This window comes from Alcaligenes sp. 1735tsa3 (genome assembly GCF_024134565.1).
GTDB lineage: Bacteria > Pseudomonadota > Gammaproteobacteria > Burkholderiales > Burkholderiaceae_B > Alcaligenes > Alcaligenes phenolicus.
The window spans coordinates 4,222,489-4,242,943 of record NZ_CP099862.1 but is presented as its reverse complement, the minus strand read 5'-3'; the positions used below and the strand labels follow the sequence as shown (position 1 = coordinate 4,242,943).

The window sequence follows — 20,455 nt, the reverse complement described above, 5'->3', positions numbered from 1 at the left end:
GGCAAGTAGACTGATCTCAACTTCTTAAAACGACCCGCCCCCCTCGGTTCGGGTCAGCTTCAACGGAGAAACACAATGAGCAATAAAACCCTGACGACCGCCGCTGGCCGCCCTGTTGAGGAGAACCAGAACTCCATGACGGCAGGCCCTCGTGGTCCCGTCCTGATGCAGGATTATTGGCTGCTGGAGAAGCTGGCTCACTTTGATCGAGAACGCATCCCGGAGCGTGTCGTACACGCCAAAGGCTCGGGCGCTTTCGGTACCTTTACCGTCACGCACGACATCACGCAGTACAGCATGGCCAAGGTCTTCAAGCCAGGCAGCCAGACCCCCGTTTTCTTACGTTTTTCCACCGTAGCAGGTGAAGCAGGAGCCGCCGATGCAGAACGCGACGTTCGAGGATTTGCCCTCAAATTCTATACAGAAGACGGAAACTGGGACCTCGTGGGCAATAACACTCCTGTCTTCTTTATACGGGATCCACTGAAGTTCCCCGACTTCATCCACACACAGAAACGCGACCCTCGCAGCCACCTGCGCAATATGAGCGCCGCCTGGGATTTCTGGTCCTTGTCGCCCGAATCCTTGCACCAGGTCACCATCTTGATGAGCGACCGCGGTTTGCCCTGTAACCTGCGCCAGCAGCACGGCTTTGGTTCGCACACCTACAGCCTGATCAACGATAAGGGCGAGCGCCACTGGGTGAAGTTCCACTTCAAATCCCAGCAGGGCATTGCCAACTACACCAATGAAGAAGCCGCCAAAGTCGTGGGCCAGGACCGCGAGAGTTCGCAGCGCGATCTGTACGAGAACATTGAAAAGGGCAACTTCCCTCGCTGGGCGCTGCGCATTCAGATCATGACCGAAGAGCAGGCACGCACCTACCACATCAACCCCTTTGACGTGACCAAGGTCTGGCCACATGGCGACTTCCCGCTGATCGATGTGGGCATGCTGGAGTTGAACGAGAACCCCACCAACTACTTTGCCCAGGTGGAGCAAGCCGCCTTTACGCCTGCCAACCTGGTGCCCGGCATTGGTCACTCGCCCGACCGCATGCTGCAAGGTCGTATCTTTTCCTACGGCGACACCCAGCGTTACCGTCTGGGCGTGAACCACGGGCTGCTGCCAGTGAACGCACCGCGTTGCCCGTTCCACAGCTACCACCGCGATGGCGCCATGCGTACTGGCGACAATAACGGCGGCACGATCAACTACGAGCCCAACAGCCAGGGCGAATGGCAACAGGCTCCCCGTAGCGAACCGCCTCTGGCGCTGGACGGCCAGCCGGCAGATCACTGGGATCACCGCGTGGATGAGGATTACTACTCGCAGCCCGGCAATCTGTTCCGCCTGTTCAACGACGAGGAAAAGCAGCGTCTGTTCAGCAATATTGCCGACGCCATGGCGGGTGTTCCCAAGGAAATCATCGAGCGTCAGCTGGGCCACTTCACCAAGGCAGACCCTGCCTACGGTGCCGGTGTAAGGGCAGAACTGACAAAACGCGGTCAGCTTTAAACCCTGACCGGGCTGTTTAAGCCATCAAAGAATCGGCTCCCCATCTACAATCGGGGAGCCGATTTTTTTTGCACTGGCCCTGCGTTTTCCTATCGAGCCCCACCATGAAATTTGGCTACACCATCATCTACGTTCCCGACGTCGGCCAGGCACTGGATTACTTTAACCGCGCGTTTGGTTTGTCCACCAAAATGCTGCATGAAACCGGCTTGTACGGCGAGCTGGAAACTGGCCAAACCACCTTGGCCTTTGCGGGGGAAATGCTGGCCTACATGAACTACCCCAAAGGGCATTTGTCGACTCACGCATCCGACGTGCCACTAGCCATTGAAATCGCCCTGGTCTGCGACGATGTGCCTGCAGCTCATGCCAAGGCACTGGCGGAAGGGGGCACGGAACTGGCGCCACCACAGAACAAGCCATGGGGACAGATGGTGTCTTATGTGCAGACGCCAGAGCGTGTTGTGGTGGAGTTGTGTACGCCGGTTAAATAAACGAAAACGCCAGCAAAATTTGCTGGCGTCGGCCCTGATGTAGAGAAAGGACAAGTGTCATTTCAAAGTAGAGAGTTCAACAGGGTCCCTGGTCGGTATGCAGGCGTCCAGTTCAAGCCTTGCCAGGCAAGACAACCGGCGCAGCCAGCAAACCGGCAGAGACAAAGGCAATGATCTGCTCAAGAATCTCGTCGGTATTGTTGGGGTCACAGATACCTGGCGCCAGCTCTTCCAGCCGGTGGGTATCGGAGAAGGCATACATATAGGCCCCAATCATCAGGACCACACGCCAGTACACGTCCTTGGCCTGCAGCTCGGGCAGTATTTCTTCCAGAATCTGCACATACGCACGGGTTGAGCCGTCGTAGGCTTCATTACGCAGTTTGTAGGAAATCTCGGCCGGCTCGGTGTGCAAACGGGCTTGCAGTCGCAAGAAGCGTCGACCTCCGGGCGTCTCGCGCAAGGCGATCGTGGGTGCCAGAAAAGCGCGCACCACATCATCGACCAGGACCTTGCCCTCTTGATCGCGCAAGGCATGCAAGCGCCGTAGACGCTCATCGGAAATGGTTTTGCCTCGGCGGATGAACACGGCCTCAAACAGGCCGTATTTGGAACCAAAGTAGTAGTTGATCAAGGCTTGGGTCACAGCCGCTTTTTGAGCAATAACACGCAATGTGGTCCCGGCATAGCCAGTCTCGGAAAACTCTTCCTCGGCGGCGTCCAGAATTCGCTCTGACGTGTTGTCACCTACCCCTTCCGGGCGTCCAGGCTTATCCCGCTTGACCCAGGAGCTATCCGACGACAAAGTTACACGGCCCATATTTGCCTCAAAATTTGATTCATTCTTATCTACCAGCTAAGCCAGATTGGCGACGCGACGCCGCGCCCGATGCACGGAACCGTTACGTGTGGCCCAACGCAAGACGCCAGCAACGCTGTTCACCACCTTGCGACGCCACCACATGGATGCCGTGCTGGGGCGATGCTCAAAACAGCGTTGAGCCCACTCTGGCAGCATATCCAGCGCCGCCAACAGGAACACCCTGGCAACCCAAGCCTTGGGCCCCTTAAACAGGGTATGTGAAGACATTAAAATTGTAGCTACTTCCTGAGTTCGCGCATCAACCCGTAATTGCGGACCGGCTTGTGCGAACAACTCCCTCAAGCTTGCCGCATCCATGACCAGGCCATCCGCACCCAGCAGCACGGCAACTTTCGAGTATTGCGCAACATAGCGATCCTGCTGCTCCGGCGCCAGTTTGGCATTACGCCAGCGCATATGAGATTGCAGAAAACAGTAGGCCTGAGTGTGATGCACCCAACGCAGCAACTCCGGGTCATTGGCATCGTAAGGCGTGCCATCCGGCAAATACCCGTGTACGTGCTCGTGCACCCGCCGTACCTGATCAATGCAACGCTCAGCCTGCTCCGTACCCGCATAACTGACTGCCGAGATGAACTGCGCCGTTCGACTCAAGCGCCCCTGCATATCCTGACGAAAGCGGGAATGATCCCAGACCCCGGCCAAAACCTTCGGGTCCAGCATCTGCAAACACAATGCAGAAATCCCCCCGAGCATCATGGAGGTGAAATCTGCATGCACTTGCCACACAGCCGACTGTGGGCCAAACAAGCCGGGGTCGCCCGCAGGCGTCGTAAAGTCTACCGGGCTGCCTTGCAGACCGGTAATGATGTGAATCTGGTTCTCAACATACTGACGTATCGACAACAAGACGCTCCCTCCGGCCCTACCTGTTAAACCTGTAATGCTTTCGGCTGAAAGTCAGTAGCATTATATGAATAAACCCAGTCCGTCTTGATGCCGCCCGCGTGCGGGTTTTTCTTCTGCTGCTCACGGTATTCGGCATCACGCTTGGCCTTGGCTTCGCTATCGGACAGGTGATAGGTGCGGCCGCGCTCACGTGCTTCCAGTTGCACCCGGCTGGTACGTGGCAAGCGTTCTGCTTCATAAAGCGACAAGGCGGTGTCCAGATCATCTGGCAAAGCGGCTAGCGCAACCGCCAACACGTAGGCGTCCTCGATAGCCATTGCCGCCCCCTGAGACAGGAAGGGCAGCATGGGATGCGCCGCATCGCCCAGCAAAGTCACACGGCCCGACGACCATTTAGTCATAGGGTCACGATCGAACAGCCCCCAGCGATAGACATCCGTCACACGCTCGAACAGCTTGACGATATTGGGGTGCCAGTCCTTGAAATCCTGCAGCATTTCCTGCTGGGTACTGCGCGCATTCCAGGACTCCTCCACCCAGCTGGCCGTTTCATTCACCGCCACAATATTGACGGCCTTGCCGCCGTTCACGTAATAGGTCACCACGTGGCTTTTAGGACCCAGCCAGAAGGAAGACTCGGGGGCGACGAAGTCAGGCATCTGGTCAAATGGTACGACTGCCCGATAGCACATATTGCCGGTGAACTTGGGTTCTTCCTCCCCGAAGATGGAGCGACGTACTTCCGAACGTACACCATCAGCACCCACAATCAGATCGGCCTCAAAACTAGAGCCGTCAGCAAAATGCGCCACCGCCTTGCCGTCTTGCTGCGACACCCTGGTGCACTGCGTGTTGAAGGTAACCTTCGTTGTCCCCAGAAGCTCGGTCAGCAAATGATGCAGGTCCGCACGATGCACGTGAAAGAACTCTGCGCCATACAGCTGCGGGCAATCGCTCTTTAAAGGGATACGGAAACTTTCCTCTCCACTAGACCAATCACGCCCCACCAAAGCCTCGGGCAAGAAACCCACCTTGGCCAGCGCATCGTGGGCGCCCAAAGCGTTGAGCACCTTGACCGCATTCGGAGTCATTTGAATCCCGGCACCGACCTCTCCAAAGGCGGCGGCACGCTCAAACAAATGTACTTCGATGCCGCGTTGCTCCAGGGCTGCTGCCAAAGTCACGCCGCCAATACCACCGCCTATCACACCTACTTTCAACGTTTTTTTCATGCTGTACATCCTCGGTGTTTGGGCCTTGGGCAGCCCAAACCTCCCCAATTAATTAAACAAATAAATAATAAATATGCAAAAAAACTGATAAGCCTAGATCACCAGCAAGGGGCGCAAGTCTGCATACGGACGAACCTCGCCGTACTTCTGTTGAATATCAAACAGGCTCGCATCATGAGGCTCCTTGGCTCGGTCACCCACGCAATCTGCCAGGACAAAAGGGCGCAAGCCGCAGGACATGGCATCTACGACAGAGGCACGTACGCACCCGCTTGTAGTAGCGCCAGCAATCAGCAAGGTTTGCACCGCCCGTTCCGCAAACCAGGCAGTCAGAGCCGTTCCAAAGAAGGCCGATGGAACCGTTTTACGCACGACCAGCTCACCCGGTGCTGGCTTCAAGGCATCGACAATGGCACTGGCTGGATTGTGCTCTCGCAGCTGCACCAAACCGGGGACTTTCAGGCCGAATACATTACGGTCGGCACTGTCATCGGCAAAGACGATGCGGCTGTGCGCCACCGGCCAGTTCTGTGCCCGCGCATCCGCCAGAACCGTGCGCGTTTGCTCAATGGCTTCCAGAATATTTCCACCGCCAAATGCTTGAGGGTCCGCAAAACCGTTAACGAAATCCACAATTAACAGCCCGACATTGCCTTCAAGCTCCAGCCCTTGCCCAAATCCCTGACGCTCGTAAACACTCTGGCTGCTCATGCCAACTCCTCCACAAGCTTGCCCTCCCGAACGGTCTCGCGACCATCTACGGTCACGGTGCAAGCACGCAGCGGAATATCGATGTGGCAAGCCGTCGTGCGGTCGCCCCCGACCTCATTATTGGGGCCAAAAGAGAACAAGAAATTGCCCGCATAGGCACGGGCATCCATGCCCAAGGTTTGCTCTTTGTCGTAAAGGCCAAGCGTGGACCAGTGAGCACGGGGCTGCAAACCCCAGCCTATGTGGGACATGGCGTAAGCCTCAGGATCATTGAACGAGGCCATGTATTCGCGCAGCAGCTCGGCATCCAACCCACCCTCAATCGAGGTCACCACACCGTTCTCGACTGTCATGGTGATCGGGTCAGCCGCATAGGACTTCATGGGCAACAAGATGTCGCCACGATCAATCACGATGCGGCCATGAGCCTGACCTTCGTTTGGCCAAGTCAGGATAAAACCGCTGGGCCAGTGATCCCAGCGCCCCGGCTCATCCACAAAGCCGTATTCCTTTACTACCGGGTACTGCCCCAAAGGCATGACCAGATCCGTACCTGCCCTGGACGTGGCCCGCATTTCACGAGCGCCCTGTAGCACCTGTGCCGAACGCTCCACACGTTCCTTATCCTGCAAGGATGGCACCATACGCACCAGCACCTCGGGCGGTTCGGCTGCCAAGAGAATTTTGGTGCCCGACTTCAAAATCTCATGCTGTTCGGGAGAGAACAGCAAGGTCATCAGATCCAGCACCAAATCACTGGCCTTGAGGGCGGCAATCGCGGCTGGATTACCCGTCAACGGGGTCGTGCCCAAGTAAGCCAGAAGGTCGCGGCTCAATGCTTTTTCTGCGTTTACAGGCAGCAAGTCCACCTGCATCTGGGTTGCCCCCAAAGATGCCACGGCCAGCTTGGCGGTAGCCAAGGTTTGAGGATGGGTATGCGAACTGGTCAGAATGGTGACCATCTGCCCCGGCTTCACTCCAGAAAGACTCAGCACCTCATTCCAGGCCTGAACCATTTGATGATCAGATACAGCCATCTTCCACTCCTGTTTCTTGTTAAAAGGTAAGGCCCAGAAAGGTGCCCAATGCGCGATAAAAGCCTTCCTCGTCATCCCAGGGGATCATGTGCCCAGCGTCTGGTACACGTAAGATCTGCAAGTCAGGCTTCAAGGACTGCGCCTCTTCAATATCCTCATCGCGAATGACATCCCCCTTGCCCGCCACCATCAGGGCCACCCGCCAGCCAGCAAGCTGGCTGAAGTCCGGGAACGCATCGTCGGTGTGGAACCACTCATAGCTGTCCGTCACCGCGCGCACATCGCAGGTGTGCAGCCACTGGGCGCGCAGCGCCAGTTGCTCGGGAGTCCAGGTCGGGCAAAACTGCCGCATCTGCTCGGCGCTCATACCTTGTTGAGCCTGTGCAATCGAATCGGTGTACCAGGCGATATTCGCCGGATAGGGGCGTCGCCCTGGGCCGGACACTGGCGGATCCACCAGCACCATGGCGGCCCCCTTGGCCAACCCTCGGCTGGCCGCACGCAACAGAATGCGCGCCCCCATGGAGTGCCCCACATAAATGGGCGACTCCAGTGCCAGCTCCCGAACGAACTCGCACAGATCATCCGCGCAAGCATTCACGCCGTAATCCAGATCTGCGCCTGCTTGAGAAAGACCACGACCACGTACATCAAGCACATACACATCAAAATGCAGGGCCAGACGCTCTGCCACAAACCCCCAGGTGGGAGCAGGGCTGGTGATACCCGGCACCAGCACCAAAGCGGGTCCGGGACCGCCATAACGCAAGTAGTGCTGCCGGATGCCGTTAGCGTGGACATGAGCGCCATAGCTAAGTCGCGATGGGAGTTCAGTCGTCTTGTTCATGCTCATCATCAGCCTCCCAGGTAAGCACTCAATAGTTCAGGATCTTTCAGCATGCTGGCGCTGTCTTTCTCTGCAATAACGCGCCCTGTCTCCAGCACATAGGCTCGACTGGCTACGTTCAGCGCGTTATGCACGTTCTGTTCCACCACCAGAATGGACACGCCATGCTCACTGATGTCCCGCACCACCTGAAAAACCTCCAGCGCCATCTTGGGGCTAAGCCCCAAAGAAGGTTCGTCCAGAATCAACAGCTCCGGTTCTGACATCAATGCCCGAGCAATCGCCAGCATCTGCTGCTCCCCGCCGCTCAGCGTGCCTGCCAGTTGCCTGTATCGCTCTTTCAGGCGCGGGAAGCGATGAAAGGCAATGCCTTTACGCCGCCCCACTTCAGTCTTGGACTTGATCAGGTAAGCGCCCAGATCCAGATTGTCTTCAACGGTCATTTCAGGCCACACATGCCGTTCTTCAGGGCAGTGAGCCAAACCCAGCTTCAGAATATGTTCAGGGCTACGACCACTGATCACCTGTCCCTTCCAGGTGATCTGGCCAGAAGTAGGGCGGATCAGACCGGAGATTGCCCGGAGCGTGGTGGATTTCCCGGCGCCATTGGCTCCCAGAATGGCTACAACTTCACCAGGCTGCACATGCAAGCTGACGCCATGCAGGGCCGTCAAATTGCCATAACCCGCCACCACATCCTGCAACGCCAATAGAGGTTCAATGTCCTGTTTACTCATGCCGCTTTCCCCATATAGGCTTCCAACACTTGCTCATTGGCCTGAATCTCTGCCGGTGTTCCCGTTGCCAGTTTTTTGCCAAAGTTCATGACCACGATCTGGTCAGACACACGCATGATCAAACCCATGTTGTGCTCTACCAGCAAAATGGACTCCACCCACTGCCCAGGCAGCTGTTTGAGCAAGTCGGCCAAGCCTTCTGCTTCATGTGTATTAAGTCCGGCGGCTGGCTCATCCAGCATCAACAATCTGGGTTTAGCACCAAGAGCAACGCCCACCTCCAGCAGTCGCAACTCGCCACAAGACAAGGAGCTGGCCAGGACATCAGCACGCTTGGCCAAGCCAATCTGATCGAGAATACGGCGGGCCGAGACGATGATTTCCTGTTCGTTTTTTGCCTGCTCCTTGCTGGGCCAGAAAGTGCGCCACAAGGGTGCCCGATCAGCCAAATAATGGGCATGGACCAGATTGTCGAAAACACTCAGAGCCCGCAGCACATTAGTCTTTTGAAAAGTGCGAATGACGCCCTGCTGTGCCATGCGATACGGCTTGCTGGCCGTGACCTCTTTGCCATCCCATAACACCCGCCCACGAGTAGGCTGATAAAAGCCGGTGATAAGGTTGAAGCACGTTGTTTTGCCAGCCCCATTGGGCCCGATCAAGCTGACGATTTGCCCGGCAGGAACGGTGAAATCAATATCCTGAACCGCATGAATACCGCCAAAGGATTTGCTGAGACCGCACACTTCAAGCATGACGCGTCCTCCCAAATAAATGATGAAAACGCTGCTGCACAAATCCCATGATTCCATCCGGCGCAAACAGCACCGAAGCCATGACGATCAGTCCAAATAAGGACAGACGCAACTCCTTGAATTCGCGCAAATACTCTTCCAGCAAGGCCACCACAATGGCCCCTGCAATCGGCCCCAGCAAGGTGCCCTTACCGCCCAGCAAAACGATAATGATCATGGTCGCGGTAAACGGAAAACCGAAAACTTCCGGCCCTACAAAACTGATGTAGCTGGCGTAGTAAGCCCCGGCAATCCCGGCCAGAAAGGCCGCCACCACAAAGACAAACTGCGAGTAGCGAAAAGGATCAATACCGACCGATTGCGCCACGTAGTTGTTCTCTCGCAGAGTGACGGCAGCACGGCCCGCACTGGAATGCACCAGGCGGTAGCAGATGTAGAAAGTGATGGCGGCCAGCACAATGCCCATCACCACAAAACCCCGCTTGCCAGCCAGCCAGGGCGACATGTCCAGCAAAGCAGGATGAGCCACACCCGAGATGCCCATCGGGCCATTGGTCAGGTCCACCCAGTTATTGGCCAGCAGGCGCAGGACCTCGGCAAAGGCCAGCGTCACAATGACAAAGAAGGGCCCATTCAGACGCAAAGTCACACGCCCAATCACGTAACCCGCTGCCGCAGCAATCAAGGCCGCCGCAGCAATGGTGACCGTAACGGGCCAGCCCACCGCGGGCGAGCTCAAAATGGCGACTGAATACGCACCCAGACCAAAAAATGCCACATGACCCAGCGGGAATTCCCCTACATAGCCAATGATCAGGTTCAGGCTGCTGGCCAGCACGCTATACATCAGCACCAGCACCAGGATATGCAGCAAATAATCGTTCTGCACAAAACCAGCGAGCAACGCCGACAAGGCCAGGAAGCCCACCATAAAGTGACGTTCTATTTTCATTTACGCGCGCTCCGCTCGAACCGAAAACAAGCCATAGGGGCGGAAGAACAGAATCAAAATCACCAGGGCAAAGCCCACCATGTCCGCTGTCCCCGTTTGCACATAACCTCCCCACAGCGCTTCTGCCACGCCCAGGATCAAGCCACCCAGAATGGCACCACCGAAATTGCCCATCCCGCCCAGAATGACCACCACAAAGGCCTTCAAACTGATCAGGCCACCGATCGAAGCCTGCGCGACATAAATGGAGCTGAGCAACATGCCCGAGGTTGCCGCCAGGACTACACCCAAGGCGAAGGTGGAGGCGTAGATAGTGGCGGTATTGATACCGACCAGACTGGCCGCCGTCGAGTCCTGGAAGGTGGCCCGCATGGCTTTGCCCAAACGGGTTTTCTGGATCAGAAGGCGTGCGCCGACGATGGCCGCAATAGACATCCCGATCGCAAAAACACGCACCTCGGTAATGAATATCGGTCCCAAAAACAGGGGAGTATTAGGCACCGGCGCCACCACTTTCAGAGGTGCCGTACCCACGATCATCAAGGCGGTATTTGTCAGGAAAATCGACAAACCGATAGTCAGCAAAATGCCGGGCTCCGGGCCCTTGTCCCGGATACGAGCAATCAGGAAGCGATCCAGCAGCCAACCAAACACCGCGACGATCACCATGACCAGCGCCAGGCCCACAAAGAAATTCAGCTCCAGTTGCTGGGTCACCAACCATCCCAGCAGGCCACCGATCATGTAGAACTCGCCATGAGCAAAGTTCACCAATCGCATCAAGCCAAAAATCAGGGTCAGGCCCAGGGCCGACAGCGCGTAGAACGTCCCGTTCACCAGTCCATTGGCAATGAACTGCAGCAATAAATCAAACACAATGCCCCCTCATCAAACGATAGAATCCGCAGCTCATCGTGCTCTTAGTCCGCCGTTACCTTGGCCTGAGCAACTATTTCCGGCTGCCCGCCTTGAAGCTTCACCAGCACGGCATCAAAGCCGTAGCCCTGGCGTTTTTCGTTGAATTTGAAGTTGCCATTGGGGCCGTTGTAATCCGTGGCCGGCAGTGCCAGACGAATCTTGTCCGGGTCCGCTTCCCCTGCGCGTTCGATCGCGTCCATGATGATGTTCATCGCGTTATAGCCAGCCACCGAATACTTGCCGGGCAGCTCGCCATACTCTTTCTGATAGGACTGCACGAACTCCAGATTTTCGGGACGCTGCAAGGTGTGGGCATAAGGAACGGCAGCATGAATGCCTTCTGATGCAGAGCCGGCCAGATTCACGAAGTCCGCGGTCGCCCAGCTGCCTACGCCGAAAATCAGACTCTCCAGACCCACTTCCTTCATCTGTTTGACCAGAATCGAGCCGTCCTGAGTTTCGGCTGCCACAAAGACACCATCCGGTTTGGCGGCTCGTACCCGCGTCAACAGCGTGTAGAAGTCCGTGGTGCCATGGTCGAAATACAGCTTTTGCACAGTTTCACCGCCCAAGGCTTCGATCTGGCTGGAGAACTCTTCCATGCCGCCCCGGCCCCAGTCATCATTCACACCGATGTAGGCGATTTTTTTCAGCTTGAGCTGCTCGACCAGAATCGTTGCGAAGGCATGGGCCAGCAAACCATCGGTTTCTGCGGTGCGGAAGAACCACTCATTGCCACGCTCGGTCAAATCACTTTTTGACGACACGCCCGAGAGCAGAGGCACTTTGTACTTTTGCGCCACGCTCATGGCTGCGATGGTGGCGGAGCTGCAAAAGGCGCCGGAAATAATTGGCACCTTATCTTTCTGAATCAGTTTTTCAGCCGCGTTCACGGTTTTAGAGGGCTGACACTCTCCATCCTCAATAGCCAGTTCAACCTGTTTGCCCAACACCCCGCCACGAGCATTACGCTCTTTGACAGCCAACTTGGAACCGTTCACATCGGCCTCCCCGTTGTAGGCCACCGACCCGGTCAAAGGCTGAATCACACCAATCTTGATGGTTTGCGCTTGCACGGCCCCCACAGCACCCAGCGTCATGAGCAACCCCATCGTCAATATCGTCTTGCGCACCTTGTATCTCCTTCCTTGGTTTTTAATTAACTGATTGATTATTTCTAGTTTGAAATATTATTAACTGACTAGCCAATAAATAAAATATAGGGAATTCCCTACAGACTTAAAATAATTTTTTATTGTTATCTATCAGTCACTTAATGGATTTTCAGCAGTTTTCATGGATGATGGAGGCCAGGCGAAACCTGCTTGCCGGCTTAATCTTGGTGACAACACTCAAGTGCTATTTGAAGGGTAGACCAAAGGTATTTCAGCTACCCACAGACTGGCTACGAACCGAAAACCCGATGTCTCAGCACATAGATAACCAGCTCCCTTTTCGGGCCACTAGGCCTCTTTCTGATGATGAAATTCCGCCCAAAAGCTGGCCTCACAAGAGACACAACCAACAAGCTCTGAAGGTGGCAGTTCCCTTCTTGAAATCGCCATAAAAAAGCGGACCTGATTTGACATCAGGCCCGCATTCCCACTTTTCTGCGCTAACAGGTTTTGTGCTGCTAGCTGCTACTAGCCGTTGCTCCCCATGTTCCATAAGAACGAAGTCGAAGCGCTAGCCTTTACTCATCGGACTTGATGAACACCGCTCATCACAAGCAGGCGTATGCATCAACACCCTGAGTCTTACTGCTGCAAATACCCCGACTCCTTGATGATGGGTCCCCAAGTATCCAGATCATCCTGAACAATGCGCGATAGCTCCTGCGCATCGCCCGACTCGGGTCGGAAGCCGATCGGCACAATCGCGCTTTCAATGCGTGGCAGCTTGGCCACTTCATTGAAGGCATCCTGGAACTGTTTGACCATCTCCGGCTCCATGCCCAGCGGGGCAAAAATCCCCATCCAGCCCGACGCTTTCAGGTCGCCATAGCCCATTTCTGCAAAGGTGGGCACGTCTTTCAAGATAGGCAGGCGTTCCGCGCCGGTAATCCCCAGCACCCGCACCGAACCGGCGGCAACGTGTTCGGTAATCATGCCCACCGCATCCACGCCAGCGGGAATATGGTCACCCAGCAGGTCGTTGATCAAAGGGGCACCCCCTTTATAAGGCACGGGGGACATCTGGATATCGTTCTTCTTGGCGATGCTGTAGCCAATGAACTGAGGGGCGCTGCCGGGGGCGGGAATACCATAGTGGCCGTACTTTTCCGGTTCTTTGCGCACCAGCTCCACGTACTCCTGCAAGGTATTGGCAGGCGTGGTTTTACCCACCACAAAGATATGTTCGAACTTGGCAATCACGGCTACCGGCGCAAAATCCTTTATTGGATCGTAGCTGACCGTTTTTACGGTCAGGGGCAGGGTGGTCATCATGTGATTATTAGCGACCAACAGCACCGAGCCATCGGTAGGCGAGCGCAAAAAGCCTTGAGCAGCAACCTGCCCGCCCGCGCCTGCGCGGTTATCCACCACCACATTCACACCCAGCTTTTCACGCAATTGCTCGGCATACACCCGCGCGACGGCATCCGCTGTTCCTCCGGCCGGATAACCTACGACCAAACGTATGGTGTCCGGCAATTTGCTAGCAACAGACATACCTGTTGCCAAGGCCAACGCCGTTCCCAGCAAAACCTGCGCCCATTTCTTTTTCATTACTTGTCTCCCTACCTCTTGATGACGCTATTAAAGTTCTACTACTCGTCCATTTCCTTGTGCGGCATGACGGCTTAACAAGGCGGCCGCCGTCAATACGTCCTCGAATGCCAAGCCCAAGGATTTAAAAATCGTGATTTCTTCATTGTTGATGCGGCCTGCGGCTTGCCTCTCCAGAACGGCACCCAGCTCGTTCAGCTCGGTATCGGCCGACAAGTAGCCCTGCTTACACGCATTCAAGAACTCGCCCGACTCGTTACGAGTGGATTGCGCACGGTCCACAAACAAACGGCCTGCCGTCATGGTGGGGCCATCCAGTTCACTGCTGGCGGGTGTGCTGGAACCCATGGCGGTGATGTGCGTGCCAGGGCGCAGCCATTCGCGCTGCAAGACAGGCGTGGCAGAGCTGGTGGCTGTTAGTACCATATCCGACTGGGACACGGCTTCCTGGGCCGAGACTCCGGCTATCAAGGGGCAATCCAGATACGCCTGGGCTTCTTCAATGAAATGCTGAGCCGACTGTGCGGAGCGGGTAATCACAAATACGTTGCTCAAGCGACGCACTTGCGCCACGGCACGCAACTGCCACAAGGCCTGATGCCCGCCACCAAACAAGGTCAGCACGCTGGCATCCGGGCGCGCCAGCATGTCGGTGGCCAGGCCACTGACCGCTGCGGTACGTAAGGCCGTCACGCTGCTGGCATCCAGAATGGCACGTGTTTCGCCGGTCAAGCCGCTCATCAAGAGCACGCAGCCTTGATGGGGGTCCTTACCCAGGCGCACATTGTCTGGAAACAGGGTGCCCATCTTGGCACCGTACAAAGGCTCGGGATAAATCTCCGGCATGTCGATGCAGGCAGGCATCATGCCCAGAAAGCCGCTGGACAAATGGCTGCGCACAATCGTACGCAAGGGCTGGTCAATACGCCCTTGCTGCATGGCGATAAAACCCTGGCGCATCAGATCAATCGCCGCACCCATATCCAGCCCTTCATACACTTCCTGGGCTTTTGCTACATAAACGCTTAGCTGCATGATTAGCCTTGCGCCAGTGGCGTGGTGATATGGCGGATAAAGGTGTCGGTATCCGTATTGGAGCCGCAAAACAACACGCCCACTCGTTGCCCGGCCAGATGTTTGCGCAAGGGGAACATCAAGGCAGCCGTTGCCACAGCGCAAGCCGGTTCAGTGGCCATCTTGAATTCGTTGAACAGGAAGTGCATCCCTGCACGGATCTGGTCGTCGTTGACGGTCACCAGCGTATCGATATTGTCCTGACACACACGGAAGCTGAACTCGTCAGTATGCGGAGCCATCAGACTGTCTGCGATGGACTGCATGGCGCCGATTTTTTGCGGCTCGCCAGCCTGGCGGCTAAGCGCCATGACGTTTGCTCCCACAGGCTCGATGCCATAAACCACGCAATCAGGCTGCCACAGCTTGACGGCAGCCGACACACCGGCGGCCAAGCCACCGCCCCCAATGGGCACCAGCACCGCGTCCAGCTTGCCCGCTTGCTGCAACCATTCGTAGCCCAGCGTGGCGGTTCCCAGCACGGTGGGGTAGGTGCTGAACGGATGAATGAAGGTCTTCTGTTCGTCCTTCTCTATCTGACGCACCAGTTCAAACGCCTGCTCGCCATTGTCAGCAAAGACGATCTCGGCCCCATATTCGCGGCACAAGGCTACGCGCGCCGGGCTGGCCGTCTTGATCATCACGGTCTTGGCTTTCACCCCCATTTGATGGGCGGCATAGGCCACGGCAACAGCGTGGTTACCTGCAGAAACGCAAGTCACCCCTTGCTGGCGTGCTTCTTCGGACAAGCTCAGCAAATTGTTGAAAGCACCGCGTGCCTTGAACGTGCCCGAGGCCTGCAAATGCTCAAACTTGAAATTGACGGCGCTATCCAGACGCCCGGTCTGGTAATCGAACACGGGCGTCTGGCGCACATAGGGACGCAGACGCTCATGCGCCTGCACCACATTTTCCTTGGTAACTTTTTCTGTTGTCATGGGTTTGCCTTGAAACCTGTTTGTCTATTTTTAAGAGGCCACGGCCTGGCTGCGAATCAGAGCGCGCAAGAACTGCTCGCACTGCTCCACTTGCGCCAGTTCTACGTATTCGTCGGGACGATGGGCCTGCTCGATATTGCCGGGACCACAGATAATCGAAGGGATACCGGCTTGCTGGAACAGACCTGCCTCGGTGCCATAGGCCACTTTGCGCACCGTGTCGTCCCGCGTCAGTTCACGCACCAGCTTGGTAATGGCTGCTTGTTCTTCAGGATTCAGGCCGGGGGCGCTGGCCAGCTTCTCCAGCTCCACCAAAGCATCCGGATGCTCGCGGCGCATGGCAGGCAGGACTTTCAGGTCGATGAACTCACGGATTTCCTGCAAGATCGGCTCGGGGTCCACGCCGGGCAGATTGCGGTATTCAAATTCAAACTCGCAAAGGTCAGGTACGGTATTCAAGGCGATACCGCCACGAATCATACTGGTCTGCAAAGTAGTGAAGGGCACGTCGAAATCATGGTCATAGGGGCCCATGCTCTTGTAGTCATCGGCCAGATCACGAATAGCCGTGATGATGCGTGCCGCATGCTCAATCGCGTTCACACCCTTGGGGGTCAGCGAGGAGTGCGCGGCATGACCGTGCACCCGGCAGCGATAGGCGTTAATGCCTTTATGCGCCACGATGGTGCGCATACTGGTGGGTTCACCCACCACGCAGCCTTCCGGTTTCACGCCACGGCGGACCAAGTCATCAATCATGACGGGCGCGCCGACACAACCGACTTCTTCGTCGTAGGAGTAAGCCAGGTGGATGGGTTTGGCCAGCTTGGTCGCCAGCATTTCAGGAACCAATTGCAAAGTCACACCGACAAAGCCTTTCATATCGCAAGTACCGCGGCCATACAGGCGGTCGTCGCGAATCTCGGCTTTGAAAGGGTCACTACTCCAGTTCTGGCCATCGACAGGCACCACATCAGTATGGCCCGACAAAACAATGCCACCCGTACGCGTGCCATCGGCAGCCGGAATCGTAGCGAACAGATTGGCCTTGCGGCCGCTGGCGTCATGCGTCAGCACAGTTTCCAGCCCTTGCTGCTGCAAATAGGCCTGCACGTCATGAATCAGTTCCAGGTTGGATTCCCGGCTTGTCGTATCATAAGCAATCAGTTTTTGTATCCATTCCACCGAGGTAGAGGGATAAGCAGTAGGATCAAACAACGCAGTCATGCCTTCTTTCTCCCAGCGTAAAGCGTGTAGTTCTATACAATAGGACAGAGTTTTCTTATAAGAAAATTAATATTATTTATAAGAAGATGGTTTTTTACTTCTTTAGGTTATGACAAAAGACTTAGCCAACACCGCCCCCAACTTATTGAGCAAAACAGCCATGGGGGCGCGCATACGTGATGAACGCAAACGACAGGGCCTGACCCTGCTGATGTTGGCACGCTTATCCAATGTGTCTTTGTCCACCCTGTCCAAGGCAGAGCGCGGCCTGATTGGCCTAAGCTACGAAAAATTTCTGGCCGTCAGCCGGGCCTTGAAGATGGATTTGTCCGACCTGTTCAAGACGCCTCGCGATCAGAATGAATCCGGCATGGATATTCTGGTGGGACGGGCTTCACGTACCGTGACCTACCATGCGCATCGTTATGAATATGGCATGCTGGCATCGGAATGGATCAACAAGAAGATGACGCCCATGCACGGGCGTGTCCTGGCCGGTAAACCACGCGATGCCAGCGACTTCAGCCAGCACGAAGGCGAAGAATTTATTTTTGTGATCGAAGGGCAGTTGACCATGCAGTTTCAGGATGGGCGCCGCCACGTGCTGCAGGCGCGCGACAGCATCTACTTCAAAAGCAATCTGGGCCACTTGTACCTGTGCGAACACGGGGAAAGCGTGGAGATCTTGGTGGTTTGTGTGAACAATCACTAGGCTCAAGAGGCGTAGACAGTTAGCTTTTGACGCTTTGGTGGCATACCAAAGAGCTCGTTTATTTGCTTTGGCCCCGTTTAGATAACCCTGATGTCTGCTGGATTGCCTGACTGCCTGACTGCCTGATTGCCTGATTGCCTGATTGCCTGATTCTCAAGAGCCTAGGCCACAGGTATATAAACACCAGCGTTTCAGATACCAACAAGGGCTAGTGTGCCAAGCCCGAACCGTCCACCTGCTCCATTACAATACAGCTCTGTTCCGCCTCTTTGATCGATCTGCCCATGTCCAGTTCTTCCCCTATTGTGGCTATTGCCACCGCCCCCGGCCGGGGTGGTATTGGTGTCATCCGTGTGTCCGGCAAGGAGCTTGATGCTCTGATCCAGACCCTGTTTGGCCGCACGCTGCAAGCGCGTCATGCGCACTTTTTACCCTTCAAGGATGCACAAGGCGAGGCAATCGACGAGGGCATTGCACTGTTCTTTAAGGGCCCGCACTCCTATACCGGCGAAGACGTACTGGAATTGCAAGGTCACGGCGGTCCGGCTGTTCTGCGCCGCCTGCTGGATCGCTGCCTGGAAGCAGGTAAAGATCAGGGCCTGCGCCTGGCCGAGCCCGGCGAATTCACCCAACGCGCCTTCCTGAACGACAGACTGGACCTGGCCCAGGCCGAGGCCGTGGCCGACTTGATTGACGCTTCCTCGGAAGCCGCAGCCCGCAGTGCCGTCGCGTCCCTGTCCGGCGTGTTTTCCAACAACGTCAACGCCCTGGCCGACCGTATCATTCACCTGCGCATGCTGGTAGAAGCTACGCTGGATTTCCCCGAAGAAGAAATCGACTTCCTGGAAAAGTATCAGGCGGCGGCCACCCTGCAAGGCATACAGGACGAGCTGGAACGCATCCTGCAGCATTCACGTCAGGGAGCGATCCTGCGCGAGGGCCTGCACGTTGTACTGGCAGGCCAGCCCAATGTGGGCAAATCCAGCCTGCTCAACGCCCTGGCCGGTGAAGATGTGGCCATCGTGACCGACATCGCCGGCACTACCCGCGACCGCGTCATGCAGCTGATCCACATCGATGGCATCCCGCTGCATATCGTGGATACCGCTGGTCTGCGTGAAACCGAGGACACCGTAGAGCGCATCGGTATCGCCCGTACTTGGGACGAAATCGCCAAAGCCAACGTGATCGTGCACCTGCTCGATGCTCGCAACCCGCAAGACGAGCTGGACAGTGCCATTACCACTCGCCTGCCATCACACGTACCCGTGCTGCGCGTCTATAACAAGATAGACTTGCTGACAGCTGAGCAGCAGGCAGCCTTGCCGGCACAGGAAAGCGGCGCCACCGTGCTGCCAATTTCTGCCCGTAAGGATATCGGTCTGGACACGCTGCGCCGCACCTTGCTGGATATCGCAGGCTGGAACCCCGGCAGTGAGTCCCCCTGGCTGGCGCGAGAACGGCACCTGCGGGCCCTGGAGCGCGCGGAGTACCACCTGAGCCTGGCTGCGGAACACGCCACACACAGCGATCAGGTGCTGGATCTGTTTGCCGAAGAACTGCGCTTGGCGCATCTGGATCTGTGCTCGATTACCGGCGAGTTCAGCAGCGATGATTTGCTGGGGGAGATTTTCTCCAGTTTTTGTATTGGGAAGTGACCTCGTCGAAAGACTGAGCCATCGATGTGCAGAGGGGCCAAGCATGAGCGGCAAGAAGCTGATTCGAAATAGCACCACTGAATTTCTGATCTTTACCGGTCAGGCTGGTGAGCAAAGCATCGAGGCTCGCTACGAAGACGAGACCGTCTGGTTGTCCCAGAAGCTGATGGCGGAGCTTTTTGGCGTTGATGTGCGTACGGTCAGTGAGCACCTGAAAAACATCTTTGCCAGCAATGAGCTGGCTTCGGAGGCAACTATCCGGAAATTCCGGATAGTTCAGCAGGAAGGTAATCGGGAAGTCACGCGCCTAGTCGATTTCTACAATCTGGACGCCATCATCTCTGTCGGTTATCGGGTCAACTCCATCCGTGCCACCCAATTCCGTCAATGGGCTACCCAAATCCTGCGCGAATTTGCGATCAAGGGATACCTGATTGATCGTCAGCGCATGGAGAACGGCAGTTTTCTAAACGAAGACTACTTTGAGCAGTTGCTGGCAGAAATCCGAGAGATTCGCTTAAGCGAACGGCGCTTCTACCAGAAAATCACCGATATCTACGCAACCAGCGTGGACTACAACAAGAACGCCCCGACCAGTAAAACCTTCTTTGCCAAGGTGCAGAACAAGCTGCATTACGCCATCCACGGTCAAACTGCAGCGGAGCTTGTTCATCAGCGTGCCGACAGCCGGCAAGCCCATATGGGACTTACTTCCTGGGCCAATGCTCCCGACGGCAAAATATTGAAAACAGACATCAGTATTGCCAAGAACTATCTGAAACAAGACGAGCTGGATGCCTTGGGGCGCATCGTCAATGCCTATCTGGAGCTGGCTGAAAACCGTGCCCGCAGAAAAATCCCCATGACAATGGAAGACTGGGCCAAACGCCTGGATATGTTTCTGGAGTTCGACGATCGGGAAATTCTGCAAGACAGCGGCAAAATTTCTGCCAAGCTGGCCCAAACCCATGCTGAAAGCGAGTTCGAGAAATACCGCGTCATACAAGATCGCTTGTTTGAGAGCGACTTTGATAGAGCCATAAAAGAACTAGGCTCTTCAAGTCCGGAATCAGATCAATAGCCTGATCGCTCCAAACGGCTTGCTCCCCCACCTCAGTAAAAACCCGAAATTCATCCCTGAATTAAGCCCTATCAAAGCTCGCCCTCATCGATCAGGACTATGC

20 protein-coding genes are annotated in these 20,455 nt (G+C 56.0%); 5 read left to right on the top strand and 15 right to left on the bottom strand.

Translation table 11 applies throughout. The features are described 5' to 3' along the window. Nucleotides 1-75 precede the first annotated feature (75 nt). Both NIZ92_RS19510 and NIZ92_RS19505 read left to right on the top strand, forming a co-directional pair. Nucleotides 76-1,518: a catalase gene (locus NIZ92_RS19510; protein ID WP_063690085.1), complete on the top strand. Its 1,443-nt coding sequence runs from the start codon at nucleotides 76-78 to the stop codon at nucleotides 1,516-1,518. Between the two features lie 104 nt (nucleotides 1,519-1,622). Further along, the gene (locus tag NIZ92_RS19505; RefSeq protein ID WP_060186797.1) at nucleotides 1,623-2,012 is read left to right on the top strand and encodes a VOC family protein; all 390 of its coding nucleotides are present in this window, start codon (nucleotides 1,623-1,625) and stop codon (nucleotides 2,010-2,012) included. Nucleotides 2,013-2,124: 112 nt separating this feature from the next. Here the strand turns inward: NIZ92_RS19505 and NIZ92_RS19500 are convergent, their stop codons facing one another. The 15 genes from NIZ92_RS19500 to argE all read right to left on the bottom strand — a co-directional run bounded on the left by NIZ92_RS19500 (nucleotide 2,125) and on the right by argE (nucleotide 16,901). Further along, nucleotides 2,125-2,832: a TetR/AcrR family transcriptional regulator gene (locus NIZ92_RS19500; protein WP_035269502.1), complete on the bottom strand. Its 708-nt coding sequence runs from the start codon at nucleotides 2,830-2,832 to the stop codon at nucleotides 2,125-2,127. Nucleotides 2,833-2,868: 36 nt separating this feature from the next. Further along, nucleotides 2,869-3,744 carry an oxygenase MpaB family protein gene (locus NIZ92_RS19495; protein ID WP_254002476.1) on the bottom strand — a complete coding sequence of 292 codons (876 nt, stop codon included), beginning with the start codon at nucleotides 3,742-3,744 and terminating at the stop codon, nucleotides 2,869-2,871. A 23-nt stretch (nucleotides 3,745-3,767) separates the two neighbouring features. After that, nucleotides 3,768-4,976, bottom strand: a complete 1,209-nt coding sequence (locus NIZ92_RS19490) for an FAD-dependent monooxygenase (protein ID WP_254002475.1) — start codon at nucleotides 4,974-4,976, stop codon at nucleotides 3,768-3,770. Between the two features lie 93 nt (nucleotides 4,977-5,069). Continuing rightward, nucleotides 5,070-5,687: an isochorismatase family protein gene (locus NIZ92_RS19485; protein ID WP_035269504.1), complete on the bottom strand. Its 618-nt coding sequence runs from the start codon at nucleotides 5,685-5,687 to the stop codon at nucleotides 5,070-5,072. Beyond that, complete coding sequence (locus NIZ92_RS19480; protein WP_060186799.1) at nucleotides 5,684-6,724, bottom strand: hypothetical protein; 1,041 nt, start codon at nucleotides 6,722-6,724, stop codon at nucleotides 5,684-5,686. Before NIZ92_RS19480 ends, NIZ92_RS19485 begins: the two co-directional genes overlap by 4 nt. A gap of 19 nt (nucleotides 6,725-6,743) precedes the next feature. Further along, entirely contained in the window at nucleotides 6,744-7,571 is an 828-nt protein-coding gene (locus NIZ92_RS19475; RefSeq protein WP_254002474.1) for an alpha/beta fold hydrolase, read from the bottom strand. Between the two features lie 8 nt (nucleotides 7,572-7,579). Then, nucleotides 7,580-8,308: an ABC transporter ATP-binding protein gene (locus NIZ92_RS19470; RefSeq protein ID WP_254002473.1), complete on the bottom strand. Its 729-nt coding sequence runs from the start codon at nucleotides 8,306-8,308 to the stop codon at nucleotides 7,580-7,582. Then, the gene (locus NIZ92_RS19465) at nucleotides 8,305-9,063 is read right to left on the bottom strand and encodes an ABC transporter ATP-binding protein (protein ID WP_035269509.1); all 759 of its coding nucleotides are present in this window, start codon (nucleotides 9,061-9,063) and stop codon (nucleotides 8,305-8,307) included. Before NIZ92_RS19465 ends, NIZ92_RS19470 begins: the two co-directional genes overlap by 4 nt. Next, complete coding sequence (locus tag NIZ92_RS19460; RefSeq protein WP_045930453.1) at nucleotides 9,056-10,015, bottom strand: branched-chain amino acid ABC transporter permease; 960 nt, start codon at nucleotides 10,013-10,015, stop codon at nucleotides 9,056-9,058. Before NIZ92_RS19460 ends, NIZ92_RS19465 begins: the two co-directional genes overlap by 8 nt. Further along, nucleotides 10,016-10,891 carry a branched-chain amino acid ABC transporter permease gene (locus NIZ92_RS19455; RefSeq protein WP_035269511.1) on the bottom strand — a complete coding sequence of 292 codons (876 nt, stop codon included), beginning with the start codon at nucleotides 10,889-10,891 and terminating at the stop codon, nucleotides 10,016-10,018. Nucleotides 10,892-10,935: 44 nt separating this feature from the next. Beyond that, nucleotides 10,936-12,066: an ABC transporter substrate-binding protein gene (locus tag NIZ92_RS19450; protein WP_226349074.1), complete on the bottom strand. Its 1,131-nt coding sequence runs from the start codon at nucleotides 12,064-12,066 to the stop codon at nucleotides 10,936-10,938. A 624-nt stretch (nucleotides 12,067-12,690) separates the two neighbouring features. Further along, entirely contained in the window at nucleotides 12,691-13,662 is a 972-nt protein-coding gene (locus NIZ92_RS19445) for a tripartite tricarboxylate transporter substrate-binding protein (protein ID WP_026483987.1), read from the bottom strand. 30 nt (nucleotides 13,663-13,692) lie between these two features. Further along, the gene (locus NIZ92_RS19440) at nucleotides 13,693-14,697 is read right to left on the bottom strand and encodes an ornithine cyclodeaminase family protein (RefSeq protein ID WP_083055100.1); all 1,005 of its coding nucleotides are present in this window, start codon (nucleotides 14,695-14,697) and stop codon (nucleotides 13,693-13,695) included. 2 nt (nucleotides 14,698-14,699) lie between these two features. Next, nucleotides 14,700-15,674: a threonine/serine dehydratase gene (locus tag NIZ92_RS19435; protein ID WP_035269514.1), complete on the bottom strand. Its 975-nt coding sequence runs from the start codon at nucleotides 15,672-15,674 to the stop codon at nucleotides 14,700-14,702. Between the two features lie 30 nt (nucleotides 15,675-15,704). Beyond that, entirely contained in the window at nucleotides 15,705-16,901 is a 1,197-nt protein-coding gene (gene argE / locus NIZ92_RS19430) for an acetylornithine deacetylase (RefSeq protein ID WP_035274907.1), read from the bottom strand. Nucleotides 16,902-17,010: 109 nt separating this feature from the next. On the opposite strand from argE, the gene NIZ92_RS19425 reads away from it, so the two are divergent. The 3 genes from NIZ92_RS19425 to NIZ92_RS19415 all read left to right on the top strand — a co-directional run bounded on the left by NIZ92_RS19425 (nucleotide 17,011) and on the right by NIZ92_RS19415 (nucleotide 20,352). Then, nucleotides 17,011-17,613, top strand: coding sequence for a helix-turn-helix domain-containing protein (locus NIZ92_RS19425; protein WP_022983402.1), 603 nt, complete (start codon nucleotides 17,011-17,013; stop codon nucleotides 17,611-17,613). 284 nt (nucleotides 17,614-17,897) lie between these two features. Further along, a complete protein-coding gene (gene mnmE / locus NIZ92_RS19420; RefSeq protein ID WP_115634657.1) occupies nucleotides 17,898-19,271 on the top strand; it encodes a tRNA uridine-5-carboxymethylaminomethyl(34) synthesis GTPase MnmE in 1,374 nt (457 codons plus the stop codon). A 43-nt stretch (nucleotides 19,272-19,314) separates the two neighbouring features. After that, nucleotides 19,315-20,352 (top strand): virulence RhuM family protein, encoded by a 1,038-nt coding sequence (locus NIZ92_RS19415; protein ID WP_088451666.1) that lies wholly within the window; start codon nucleotides 19,315-19,317, stop codon nucleotides 20,350-20,352. Nucleotides 20,353-20,455 lie beyond the last annotated feature (103 nt).

Bases quoted from the DNA above. Each gene is read 5' to 3' on its own strand.
- NIZ92_RS19510 (WP_063690085.1), top strand. From the start codon at position 76: ATGAGCAATAAAACCCTGACGACCGCCGCTGGCCGCCCTGTTGAGGAG.
- mnmE (WP_115634657.1), top strand. From the start codon at position 17,898: ATGTCCAGTTCTTCCCCTATTGTGGCTATTGCCACCGCCCCCGGCCGG.
- NIZ92_RS19465 (WP_035269509.1), bottom strand. From the start codon at position 9,063: ATGCTTGAAGTGTGCGGTCTCAGCAAATCCTTTGGCGGTATTCATGCG.
- NIZ92_RS19460 (WP_045930453.1), bottom strand. From the start codon at position 10,015: ATGAAAATAGAACGTCACTTTATGGTGGGCTTCCTGGCCTTGTCGGCG.
- NIZ92_RS19490 (WP_254002475.1), bottom strand. From the start codon at position 4,976: ATGAAAAAAACGTTGAAAGTAGGTGTGATAGGCGGTGGTATTGGCGGC.
- NIZ92_RS19425 (WP_022983402.1), top strand. From the start codon at position 17,011: ATGACAAAAGACTTAGCCAACACCGCCCCCAACTTATTGAGCAAAACA.
- NIZ92_RS19445 (WP_026483987.1), bottom strand. From the start codon at position 13,662: ATGAAAAAGAAATGGGCGCAGGTTTTGCTGGGAACGGCGTTGGCCTTG.
- NIZ92_RS19440 (WP_083055100.1), bottom strand. From the start codon at position 14,697: ATGCAGCTAAGCGTTTATGTAGCAAAAGCCCAGGAAGTGTATGAAGGG.
- NIZ92_RS19475 (WP_254002474.1), bottom strand. From the start codon at position 7,571: ATGAACAAGACGACTGAACTCCCATCGCGACTTAGCTATGGCGCTCAT.
- NIZ92_RS19505 (WP_060186797.1), top strand. From the start codon at position 1,623: ATGAAATTTGGCTACACCATCATCTACGTTCCCGACGTCGGCCAGGCA.
- NIZ92_RS19500 (WP_035269502.1), bottom strand. From the start codon at position 2,832: ATGGGCCGTGTAACTTTGTCGTCGGATAGCTCCTGGGTCAAGCGGGAT.
- NIZ92_RS19415 (WP_088451666.1), top strand. From the start codon at position 19,315: ATGAGCGGCAAGAAGCTGATTCGAAATAGCACCACTGAATTTCTGATC.
- NIZ92_RS19435 (WP_035269514.1), bottom strand. From the start codon at position 15,674: ATGACAACAGAAAAAGTTACCAAGGAAAATGTGGTGCAGGCGCATGAG.
- NIZ92_RS19480 (WP_060186799.1), bottom strand. From the start codon at position 6,724: ATGGCTGTATCTGATCATCAAATGGTTCAGGCCTGGAATGAGGTGCTG.
- NIZ92_RS19470 (WP_254002473.1), bottom strand. From the start codon at position 8,308: ATGAGTAAACAGGACATTGAACCTCTATTGGCGTTGCAGGATGTGGTG.
- NIZ92_RS19485 (WP_035269504.1), bottom strand. From the start codon at position 5,687: ATGAGCAGCCAGAGTGTTTACGAGCGTCAGGGATTTGGGCAAGGGCTG.
- argE (WP_035274907.1), bottom strand. From the start codon at position 16,901: ATGACTGCGTTGTTTGATCCTACTGCTTATCCCTCTACCTCGGTGGAA.